Annotated in this window: 9 protein-coding genes; all 9 read left to right on the top strand. The window is 47.9% G+C overall.

Features of this window, described 5'->3' with window-relative positions; translation table 11 throughout:
* A partial coding sequence (locus LDL40_RS03410) for a LysM peptidoglycan-binding domain-containing protein (protein WP_300993704.1) occupies positions 1–1,115 on the top strand: 1,115 nt, incomplete at its 5' end.
* Positions 1,112–2,245, top strand: a complete 1,134-nt coding sequence (locus tag LDL40_RS03405; RefSeq protein WP_300993702.1) for a RodZ domain-containing protein — start codon at positions 1,112–1,114, stop codon at positions 2,243–2,245. The genes LDL40_RS03410 and LDL40_RS03405, both read left to right, overlap by 4 nt.
* Positions 2,245–3,360 carry a flavodoxin-dependent (E)-4-hydroxy-3-methylbut-2-enyl-diphosphate synthase gene (gene ispG / locus LDL40_RS03400; protein ID WP_300993701.1) on the top strand — a complete coding sequence of 372 codons (1,116 nt, stop codon included), beginning with the start codon at positions 2,245–2,247 and terminating at the stop codon, positions 3,358–3,360. The genes LDL40_RS03405 and ispG overlap by 1 nt, the downstream gene beginning before the upstream one ends.
* Before the next feature lie 44 nt (positions 3,361–3,404).
* A complete protein-coding gene (gene hisS, locus LDL40_RS03395) occupies positions 3,405–4,679 on the top strand; it encodes a histidine--tRNA ligase (RefSeq protein ID WP_300993700.1) in 1,275 nt (424 codons plus the stop codon).
* 65 nt (positions 4,680–4,744) lie between these two features.
* Positions 4,745–5,383, top strand: coding sequence for a tetratricopeptide repeat protein (locus tag LDL40_RS03390; protein WP_300993699.1), 639 nt, complete (start codon positions 4,745–4,747; stop codon positions 5,381–5,383).
* A 9-nt stretch (positions 5,384–5,392) separates the two neighbouring features.
* Complete coding sequence (bamB, locus tag LDL40_RS03385) at positions 5,393–6,577, top strand: outer membrane protein assembly factor BamB (protein WP_300993698.1); 1,185 nt, start codon at positions 5,393–5,395, stop codon at positions 6,575–6,577.
* A gap of 311 nt (positions 6,578–6,888) precedes the next feature.
* Positions 6,889–8,367: a ribosome biogenesis GTPase Der gene (der, locus tag LDL40_RS03380; protein WP_300993696.1), complete on the top strand. Its 1,479-nt coding sequence runs from the start codon at positions 6,889–6,891 to the stop codon at positions 8,365–8,367.
* A 200-nt stretch (positions 8,368–8,567) separates the two neighbouring features.
* On the top strand, positions 8,568–8,972 hold the full coding sequence (locus tag LDL40_RS03375; protein ID WP_300993695.1) for a VOC family protein: 405 nt from the start codon (positions 8,568–8,570) through the stop codon (positions 8,970–8,972).
* Between the two features lie 282 nt (positions 8,973–9,254).
* Positions 9,255–10,000: carboxypeptidase-like regulatory domain-containing protein (locus LDL40_RS03370; protein WP_300993694.1), on the top strand; the 746-nt coding region annotated here is incomplete at its 3' end.

The raw sequence follows: 10,000 nt of genomic DNA, 5'->3' as shown, positions 1-10,000 counted from the left end.
AAGTGGCGGAGTTTGAAGCTGCAGAAAAATCTTATCAAAAAGCCATAGATCTCGAGCCTGATAACGCTGACTCTTATAACAACTACGGCGCTTTTTTATGTCAGCGTGGCAAGTATCAGCAAGCTGAGCAGTTGCTGCTACAGGCGATAAGCCGCCCAGGTTATATCCGCGCTGCAGACAGCTATGAAAATATTGCCTTGTGCCGGCTGGAACAAAAAGATTTTATTCAAGCCAAGGCTTATCTGGATTTATCGATCAAGCACAATGCCAGTCGGCCCAGTGCTTTGTTTAACCTGGCTTCGGTCAATTATGCGATGGCTGATTTAGCAGACGCCCAGGTGCTTTTGGATCGAATGCAAAGCGCATCCCAGATTTCCCCTCGTTCTGTATTACTGGGCTATCTGATTGCACAGGAACAGCAAGATTATCAAAGAATGCAATCCGCAGAGCAGTTGCTGCTGACTACTTATCCGCAAAGCCAGGAAACCTTGCTATTTAGTCAGGGCAAGTTGCGCGAGTCGGAATTTAGTCTGCTCAGGCAAGCGTATAAACAACAGCTGCTGCAACAACCCACTGAACAGGTACAAGCAGGCGTAGTTCAGCCCAAAATTAAAATTACCCGTAAAAAGCCGCCCTTAGCTCAGCAGGCTCAACAGACGCAGCCCTCAGAGAAAGTTGTAACAGAAGAGACCAGCGACACTGTGGTCGTTCAGTCTGCTGCTGAACTCGCTGCAGAGTCTAAAAACACAGGTTCTGGTTACACTGGTCAGGTTATGCAACATCAGGTGCAACAAGATGAAAGCTTGTATGGCATAGCAGAGCGTTACAGTGTTACTATTAGCGATATAATCAGCTGGAACTCTTTGCGTGATAATCAGCCTATAGTCAAGGGACAAATCCTGTGGATTGGACAACAGGCACCCCGGCAGATCGAACCACAAATTGAAGTACCAGAACGTTATCAAATCCAGTATGGCGATACCTTATTCCGGATTTCGATGCGTTACAGGGTGAAACTATCCAGCCTGCTGCAATGGAACAACTTAACTGAGCAAAGCCCCATTAGGGCTGGGCAATTTATCTACTTAAAAGATCCGGCACAATTAGAATTATGACGACTGAATTAACGCAGCCCACTCTTAGCGCAGGTCAAACATTACGCCAGGCTCGTGAGCAACAAGATCTTTCTGTGGCGCAAGTGGCGCAGCAATTGAATTTAAGCAAAGGCTTGATTGAAGATTTGGAGCAGGACAGGGTTGATGCCAAACTTTCATCAACCTTTGTTCGTGGTTACCTGCGTTCATATGCTAAATTGCTGAAAATACCAGCCCAGCAAGTACTGGATGCATACAGCAGTAACTCCAAAGGTTTACATCAAGTTCCAAGTCTGACCCGCAGTTTCTCTAAACGCACAGCAACAGAAGCCACAGAAAACCGTTTTATGTGGGTGACTTATTTTGTCATTTTTGTGTTTATCGTTTTGCTGGTCGTTGGTTTTTGGCAAAGTCGCTTTGGTAGCAGTTCTGCCAGTACTGCGTTACCTATGGCGCAAACGGACGAATCTATGCTGGAAACTGCGTCTGTGCAACCGGCCGCCGCAAATGCGCAGCCAGGTCAGGCTCCGCTTTACCAGCAAAGTACCCAACCTCATAACGAAATCCCTGTGACTCAGTTGGACCATTCGCCTACCGCCACCGAATCGCCGACTTCACCTTCTGCAGCAGTGGCAGATAGTGCTCACGTCGAAACTGTGCAGCAACAAGCAACGGTAGATGCGACGCAGGATACCGCTGGTTCTGCGCCCTTGTCTGAGCAGAGTGCTGCTGAACCAGCAGTTGCCTCAGCTGAGAACCTGTCAGGCCCGCAGAGCCCTGTTGTTCAAACTACTGAGCCTCAGACTGAACCTTCAGTCGAACAGCCAGTTACACCAACAGCAGAAACTCCGGTATTAACACCAACTGTCACTACGCCAGACCCACAAAGTACAGTACAGGCTGAAACAAACGCCACTATCAGTTTGTCGCTTAGCGCAGAATGTTGGGTCGATGTAGTGGATGCCACAGGTAAGAGATTGGTATTTGGCAGCCGTCAGGCCGGTGAACAATTAAATTTACGCGGTGTTGCGCCAGTCAAAGTATTATTGGGCAACGCAGCAGCAGCCACTCTTAGCTTTAATGGCGAAGCCATTGATCTGTCAGGTTATCCAACAGGTCGGGTCGCCCGGTTAACCCTCGGACAAAACTGATGAGTTACGCAGAAAATCCTATTAAAAGACGACAGTCCACGCAAATCAAAGTGGGTAATGTACTGATAGGCGGCGATGCGCCTATTGCTGTACAGTCAATGACCAATACCAAAACCACAGATGTCGAAGCCACAGTGGCGCAAATTCAGGCTATAGCCAAAGCTGGCGCTGACTTAGTGCGGGTGTCTGTGCCCACTATGGAAGCGGCAGAAGCCTTTAAGCTGATTAAACAACAATCGCCTATTCCGCTGGTAGCCGATATTCATTTTGATTACCGTATCGCGCTGAAAGTGGCTGAATACGGAGTTGACTGCTTACGTATTAACCCTGGCAATATAGGTCGTGAGGACCGTATTCGTTCAGTGGTTGAAGCGGCACGCGATAAAAACATTCCAATCCGTATTGGTGTGAACGGTGGTTCACTGGAAGCCGATTTGCAGGAAAAGTATGGCGAACCTACACCAGAAGCGCTAGTGGAATCGGCCATGCGTCATGTCGAAATTCTGGATCGGCTGAACTTTGACCAGTTTAAAGTCAGTGTCAAAGCATCCGACGTGTTTTTGGCTGTAGGTGCTTATCGCTTATTGGCAAAACAAATTAAACAACCGCTGCATTTAGGTATAACTGAAGCGGGTGGCGCTAGAGCTGGAGCCGTGAAGTCAGCCATAGGCCTTGGCATGCTGTTGTCCGAAGGCATAGGCGATACCTTACGTATTTCACTGGCCGCAGACCCTGTGGAAGAAGTGAAAGTGGGTTTTGATATTTTGAAATCACTGCGTATTCGCTCCCGCGGTATCAATTTTATTGCCTGCCCAAGCTGCTCCCGTCAGGAATTTGATGTAATCAAAACCATGAATGAACTGGAGCAGCGGTTAGAAGATGTGGTCGATCCTGTTACTGTGTCTGTCATAGGTTGTGTGGTAAATGGTCCCGGAGAAGCCTTGATCTCTGATTTAGGTGTAGCAGGAGCAAACCGGATGAGTGGTTTTTACCTCAAAGGTCAGCGCCAGAAATTACGTATTGATAACAACAGCGTGGCAGAGCAGTTGGAAGCGCAGATACGGTTGTATCTGGCAGAGCAAAAAAAACTGATTGAAATTAAACAGCTGGATTAAGCGGCCTTGCTGCACCATCCGCTTAGGATAAAGAGATAAAACCTGTGTCAAAAGATATCCAGGCCATTCGTGGCATGAACGACTGCTTACCTGCCGATACTCCGGCATGGCAGCACGTGGAACAGATTTTACGTAAAACAGTTCGAAACTATGGCTATGAGGAAATTCGTTTTCCTATCGTAGAAATGACGGAGCTGTTTAAACGCTCTATTGGTGAAGTGACCGACATCGTTGAAAAAGAAATGTACACCTTTGCTGATCGCAACGGTGATAGCCTGACCTTGCGTCCCGAAGGCACAGCGGTTTGTGTGCGTGCAGCCAATCAAAACGGTTTGCTGTACAACCAGGAGCAGCGCCTGTGGTATATGGGCCCTATGTTTCGTCACGAACGTCCGCAAAAAGGTCGTTACCGCCAGTTCCACCAGTTTGGTTTAGAAGCTTTTGGTATGGCAGGCCCGGACATTGATGCAGAAGTGATTTTGCTCAGTGCCCGTTTATGGCAAAGCTTAGGTTTATCTGCTCATGTGACGCTGGAGCTGAACTCTTTAGGTTCAAATCAGGCTCGCGCTGATTACCGCGCAGCTTTAGTGGCTTATTTAGAGCAACATAAAGAGTTGCTGGATGAGGACAGTTTACGCCGCATGTACAGCAATCCGCTGCGGGTGCTGGATAGCAAAAATCCTGTGATGCAGGAAATGCTGGGCAAAGCGCCACAGTTGTTAGATTACTTGGATGAAGAATCTAAGGCTGATTTTGATGGCCTGCAAAAACGCTTAAAAGCAGCTGGAGTTGGGTTTGTGATCAATCCGCGTTTAGTGCGTGGGCTGGACTATTACAACAAAACCGTATTCGAGTGGGTCACCAGCAGTTTAGGTTCACAAGGCACAGTCTGTGCTGGTGGCCGTTATGACGGTCTGGTAGAGCAACTGGGCGGCAAAGCCACTCCTGCCGTTGGTTTTGCCTTAGGTATGGAACGACTGGTATTATTGCTGCAAACCTTAGAGTTATTACCACAAGTACAGGCTCAAACTGATATTTATCTGATGGCCTTAGGGGAGAGCGCGGAACTTGCCGCAGTTTCTATTGCCGAAGCCCTTCGGAATGAGTTACCTGAGCTGCGCTTAATGATGCATTGTGGTGGCGGTAACTTAAAGAAACAGCTGAAAAAAGCCGACAAGTCTGGCGCCAGCCTTGGCCTGTTATTAGGTGAAACTGAACTGGCTGCCGGCGAAATTACGCTGAAATGGCTCAGAGAAGATAAGCCACAACAAAATATTAAATTAACTGAGCTGAGCAGCTATATCAAACAGCTGTCTTAACAAGACAATATAAATTTGACCGCATGAAGCTGTTCCGTAAAGCAGCTGGTTTATAGGGATCGAAGATGGAAATTTACAATAGCGAAGAACAACAAGTCGAAGCAATTAAACGCTTTTGGAAAGAAAATGGTACTGCCATTATTGCCGGAGTTGTTTTGGGTTTAGGTGGTTTATATGGCTGGCGTTATTTCCAGGACCAGCAGTTAGAAAGCGCAATGGCGTCTTCAAGCGCGTACACTAAATTATTGGAACAGCAGCAAGACGCTGCGGATAATCCAGAGTTATTAGCGCAATTCCAGACTTTTGTTGATAAAAACAGTGACTCTTCTTATGCATTGCTGGCCGCTTTTGCTGCCGCCAAAGAAGCTGTGGCGAAAGAGGATTACACCACTGCAGCAAAACAGCTGAACTGGGTTATCACTGCTGCAACTCAGCCTGAAATTAAAGCACTGGCGCAATTACGCCTGGCTCGGGTGCAAAACGAACAAAAAGATTATCCGGCCGCTTTAGCTACTTTAGCTATCTCAGTGCCTGAGGCATTTAAAGCACAACAACAAGAGCTGACTGGTGATGTGCTGTTGAATTCAGGTGAGCTGGCCAAAGCTAAAACTGCTTATCTGGCTGCTGTAGCAGCAACCAAAGACGCTCAGAATCCAATTCTGAAAGTGAAATTAGACGAACTGGCGCACGTAACTGCTGCTTAAGGTGTAAGAGTGAAGTTATTCAGGTCCCGTATCAGCTTAATGCTGGTGTTGTTGACGACTTTGGCCGCTTGTTCTTCCAAAGAAGAATTGGTCTACCCGGAAATTAACAACAAAATTGAGCCCGAAGAAATTTGGAGCGCATCTGTTGGTGATGGTGTTGAGCATTATGACTCATCGCTACGACCTCTGATTTATAAAGACAAAGTCTTTGCCGCCAGCCGGGCTGGTTTAGTGATGGCTTTTGACCGCGAGTCAGGCGATCGTCTATGGACCTTTGATGTGCGCGATGATGGCACCGGCAGTTTGCTGGATAGCCTGAAGTTCTGGAACTCGGAAACAGCCCGGGTTTCTGGTGGTGTCAGTGCGGGCTACGACAAAGTTTTTGTCGGTACAGAAAATGGCGATGTAGTGGCTTTAAATCCTGAGACAGGAGAGCTGGTATGGCGCGTGAAGGTCAAAGGCGAAGTTATTGCCAGTCCAGCCGCTGGTGAAGGTTATGTGTTGGTCAACACCTCAGCTGGTTATCTGTTTGCATTGCATCCGGATACAGGTGAACAGCGCTGGATGCATGAGCAGGAAAGTGCTTTATTAAGCTTACGTGGCACCAGCGAACCAGTCATTGCCAGTGGTGGTGTTATTTTTGGTAGCGGCGCAGGCAAAGTGTCAGTACTAATAGCCGATAAAGGCGTATTGGCATGGGATGCAGCCATAGCGGTGCCAAAAGGCGCAACAGATTTATCCCGTATGGTCGACGTGGATGCAACCCCTATAGTTGTAGATGGCACAGTGTACGCTATTGCCTTTAACGGCGAGCTGGTTGCACTGGAGTTGCGTACCGGCCGGGTGATGTGGAAACGTGAATACGCCAGTTTCCGCGACATGGTAGTTGAAGGCAATACCATCTATCTGGTCGACAGCGTTGGCAAGATCTTTGCGATTGACCGCCGTAATGGTTTAGAGCAATGGGCTCAGTTAGGTTTGCATAAGCATTTCCTGACCGGACCTGCAGTTTATAAAGACTATCTGGCTATTGGTGATGTCGAAGGCAACTTATTCTGGTTAGATAAAAACACCGGAGAATTTGTTGCTCAGGAATCTTATGGTTCAGGTTTTTATGTGCAGGGCGTCAGCTCAGCCGATGAATTAGTGATCCAAACCCGGGACGGTGAGCTAAGTTTAATACGCTTACCTTAAACCAGCTGAGTATGGAATAAGACAAGGTCGGAGCCGATAAACCATCGCCTCCGGCCTTGTTGTTTAATAAAGTTTAACGATTTATAGCCGTCGTACCTGAAGCTGCAGCTTTGTTGACCGCGCCATCTTGCCCCAGTTACATAGGTTAACTATGCTCCTGGGGACTCACTGGCTTGTCGCCTTGCTGCAACTCCAGGTTACTTAGGTATAGGTAGGTGCCGCGGCTGAAAAGCCTGACGTCACAGAGTAAGAAGGCCAGTTGGCCTGCGGTATCCACAAGGATACATAGTAATTTTATTTGAGGTAAAACCATGTTACCTGTAGTGGCTTTGGTTGGCAGAGCCAACGTTGGAAAATCAACATTATTTAACCGTTTGACCCGCACCCGTGATGCCTTAGTGGCGGATTATCCGGGCCTGACGCGTGACCGCAAATACGGTTCAGTCAAATACGAAGGTTATGAATTTATTGTGGTCGATACCGGTGGTATAGACGGCAATGAGCAAGGCATTGAAGTGGAAATGGCTGAGCAATCACTCAAAGCCATAGATGAAGCCGATGTAGTGCTATTTATGGTCGACGCCCGCGCCGGCGCTATGGTGGCTGATGATGCAATAGCCCAGCACTTACGCCGTATTAACAAAAAGGTATTTCTGGTCGCCAACAAAACGGACGGTCTGGATGCTGACACTGCCACTGCAGATTTCTACAGTCTGGCCTTAGGCGAAGTTTATCCTATCGCTGCTGTACATGGCCGTGGTGTGGTGTCTTTGCTGCAACATGCGTTATTGCCTTTGTTGTCTGAACAACAACAACAGCGTATAGCTGCCATCGAAAAAGGCGAAGAATTACCGGAAGAATTTGAACCAGAGGACGAAAGCGAAGAAGACATTACCCAGGCGAAGGATCAGCATATCAAGCTGGCCATAGTGGGTCGTCCAAACGTTGGTAAATCAACTTTAACCAACCGTATTTTAGGTGAAGAGCGTGTCGTGGTATTCGACATGCCAGGCACCACAAGGGATTCGATTTATATCCCTATGACTCGCGGTGAACGGGAATACACCCTGATTGATACTGCTGGTGTGCGTCGTCGTGGCAAAATTGACGATATGGTCGAAAAGTTCTCTGTGATTAAAACCCTGCAGGCGATAGAAGATGCCAACGTGGTGATTTTAGTGCTGGACGCCCGTTTAGGTATTTCGGATCAGGACTTAAGTATTTTAGGTTTTGTGTTAAATTCAGGCCGCTCTTTGGTGATCGCGGTCAATAAATGGGACGGATTGGACGATCGCATTAAAGACGATGTAAAACGTGAGCTCGACAGACGTTTAGGTTTTATCGACTTTGCCCGTTTGCATTTTATCTCTGCTTTACACGGCTCTGGTGTGGGTAACTTATTTGAATCGGTAGAAGAAGCATTCGACTCGGCCACCCGTCGTGTCAGTACGGCACTTTTAACCCGTATTATGAAAATGGCAGTAGAAGACCACCAGCCTCCTATGGTGAAAGGTCGTCGCGTCAAGCTGAAATACGCTCACGCCGGTGGTTACAATCCACCTCTTATCGTGATCCACGGTAATCAGGTCGATGACTTGCCAGATTCGTACAAACGTTATCTGATGAACTATTTCCGTAAATCGCTGCAGATGATGGGTACTCCGGTACGGATTGAATTCCGCGAAGGCGAAAACCCATTTGCCGGTAAACGTAATACGCTGACGCCTAATCAGCAATACAAACGGGACCGGATCTTAAAAGCCAGAGCGAATCTGGTGAATAAGAAGTAAGTTTTATAAGGCCAGCGAAAGCTGGCCTTGTTTATGGGCTTCTCGTCGATTCTAAATTGTAGGGGCGGGTCTTGTACCCGCCCGTCTATAATTCCAATCCAACACCAATCAGGGTTTATCCCTGCCAGCCAAATAGCGCCAGACATGCGAGTTGTGATAGATCACGACTCCTTAATCAACCGTCCTTACTTTGAGGTTTTATGCTGCATCATGTTTCTTTTGGTGTTTCTGATATTTATCGTTCAGCCGCTTTTTATGATGCTGTGTTATCCGCTTTAGGTTATGTCCGGGTTTGGGATGATATCAGTGACGATGACCCGGATTGTGCTGTAGGTTATGGCTACAGCAACGGTGGCGATAAGTTTGCCATCAAACTCAGAGCACAAACTTTGTCAGGTTCAGTACCTGGCTTTCATCTGGCTTTTGCAGCACCAAGCCGGGCTGCTGTGGATGAGTTCCATAAAGCTGCTTTATTGCATGGCGGCAAAGACAATGGTGCTGCTGGATTGAGACCAGATTATGGCGATGAGTATTACGCGGCTTTTGTGATTGACCCGGATGGTTATCATATTGAAGCTGTGATTAATGGTGCTGAGCAGGCGTAGGTGTTACTTCACGCTTGTAGTTGACTGCTACATTCCTTACTTTAAAGCGTCTCGCCAGCGGCGAAACGCTTTTAGCATAATATCCAGCACTTGCTTCTAAACCAGCTCTGTACCCCAGACAGAATGTAAGCGTCACAACGACCATATCGCAAGATGTGGCCGCCACAGCCATCCTGCCTCTAATACAACTTTCATCTTTTGGCGACTTTTTAGTCACATTAGCTCTGCTAGCCTGCCTGCAGTTCTTCAAATAAACAGGGTTGATTTTTGGAGGTTAGCAAGATGAATAGACAGTTAAAACACCTATGCTGGATCACGTTGTGGGGGGGCCTTATTGGCTTGCCTCTTGTGGCCCATGCAGCAGAAGCGCCCGGTGCGCTGACGTTTATCGTCAAAGATCAGACGACTGACCGGCCACTGTCAAAGGTGCAGATCACTCTTAAGCAAAGGGAAACCTCTGCCACTCAAACGTTAGAAACTGATGAGCAAGGTCGTATCCTTGTTGAGTCGCTTGAGCCGGGTCTGTACTCGGTGGACGTTGCCAAAAGCGGTTTTGCTTCATTAAATGCGCCCAGTGTGCGGGTGGTGACGCGCAAAACTATCAAGATAGAATTCGAACTTAAAAAGCACTCCATTGAGGTGGTTGAGGTTAGAGGGCGACAATCTGATGTTTTTGCATCTGGCTCCAGTATCTATCTCGACAGAGAAGCCCTGGCAAGTGCGGTAGGCGGAGGTGCAGATCCGCTGTTGTCGTTGGATGGCTTGCCTGGCCTGGCATCCGCCAGTGAGTTCGCCAGCTTTAGTGTACGTGGCCGTGGTCCACGGGATAATTTATTATTTGTTGATGACTTTCCCTTTGATAAAGCGGTGCACTTTGATGCCACTTTAGGTGAAGAGGAAGATGTGGGTGGTGGTGGTCGTTTCTCTATTTTCGCGCCGAACGTGATAGGCGGAGCTGAGTTCTCGCCCGGTGGTTGGGGGCCGGCTTATGGTGGCCGGGCAGCATCGCTACTCAAATTAGACGTCGC

This window comes from Rheinheimera sp. (genome assembly GCF_020217005.1).
Classification (GTDB): Bacteria; Pseudomonadota; Gammaproteobacteria; order Enterobacterales; family Alteromonadaceae; genus Pararheinheimera.
The sequence above is the reverse complement of the archived record's forward strand: the minus strand, read 5'-3'. Positions and strand labels throughout refer to the sequence as shown.

Bases quoted from the DNA above. Each gene is read 5' to 3' on its own strand.
- LDL40_RS03405 (WP_300993702.1), top strand. From the start codon at position 1,112: ATGACGACTGAATTAACGCAGCCCACTCTTAGCGCAGGTCAAACATTA.
- ispG (WP_300993701.1), top strand. From the start codon at position 2,245: ATGAGTTACGCAGAAAATCCTATTAAAAGACGACAGTCCACGCAAATC.
- LDL40_RS03390 (WP_300993699.1), top strand. From the start codon at position 4,745: ATGGAAATTTACAATAGCGAAGAACAACAAGTCGAAGCAATTAAACGC.
- der (WP_300993696.1), top strand. From the start codon at position 6,889: ATGTTACCTGTAGTGGCTTTGGTTGGCAGAGCCAACGTTGGAAAATCA.
- LDL40_RS03375 (WP_300993695.1), top strand. From the start codon at position 8,568: ATGCTGCATCATGTTTCTTTTGGTGTTTCTGATATTTATCGTTCAGCC.